Source organism: Halodesulfovibrio spirochaetisodalis (assembly GCF_001672295.1).
In the GTDB taxonomy this organism is placed as follows: domain Bacteria; phylum Desulfobacterota; class Desulfovibrionia; order Desulfovibrionales; family Desulfovibrionaceae; genus Halodesulfovibrio; species Halodesulfovibrio spirochaetisodalis.
This window is the reverse complement of sequence record NZ_JXMS01000058.1, coordinates 1-800: the sequence shown is the minus strand read 5'-3', so window position 1 is coordinate 800 and position 800 is coordinate 1. Positions and strand designations below refer to the sequence as shown.

Below are 800 nucleotides of genomic sequence, written 5' to 3'. Positions count from 1 at the left end.
ATCTATGACAATCCCGACGGAAAATCTGGTTCATACAGTGACAAAATTACCTTTGGAGAAGGTATTACATTTGACCAGTTAACACTCACGGTTGATGCGCAGGACTGGCTTATTACATTTAAAAATAACCCTGCTGATTCTATTCGCGTTAAGAATGTCATGACACAGTATTACAGCCGAATTGAATCTCTGACATTCTCAGACGACACCACTATCTCAACTTCCAACATCAAATTTACCCTTAACAACCTCACCGAAGACATTGATATTGTAGACATGTCTGCCTTTGTTATGCCTGTAACTGTCAATGCACTTAGCGGTAATGATGTTATTACAGCAGGAACTGGTGCAACTACTATCTACGCCGGAACAGGTGACGATACCATTTCCTCTGCTGGCGGCCCACTTACTGCTTATGGTGAAGACGGCGACGACAAGATCACTGGCGGCGGCAATGCAGACTACATCTATGGTGGTGCCGGAAATGACACCATTGATGCTAGCTACGGTGATAACTACGTGTCTGGAGGAGCCGGCAACGACACCTTAACTACTAGTTCAGGGAAAGACACCATAGACGGAGGGTCTGGCGCTGACATTATCGACTCTGGGGCAGGAAATGACACTGTCACAGGCGGTGACGGCAATGACACTATCAGACTAGGTGCCGGCAATAACACCGTTACCGGTGGGCATGGCGATGATACCATCTACGGCGGCATTGATAATGACACCTATATCTTCAACATTGGTGATGGTCATGACACTATCTATGACAATCCCGACGGAAAATCTGGTTC

1 protein-coding gene is annotated in these 800 nt (G+C 46.4%); it reads left to right on the top strand.

Annotated elements, in window-relative coordinates:
* Positions 1–800: calcium-binding protein (locus tag SP90_RS16400; RefSeq protein ID WP_269449378.1), on the top strand; the 800-nt coding region annotated here is incomplete at both ends.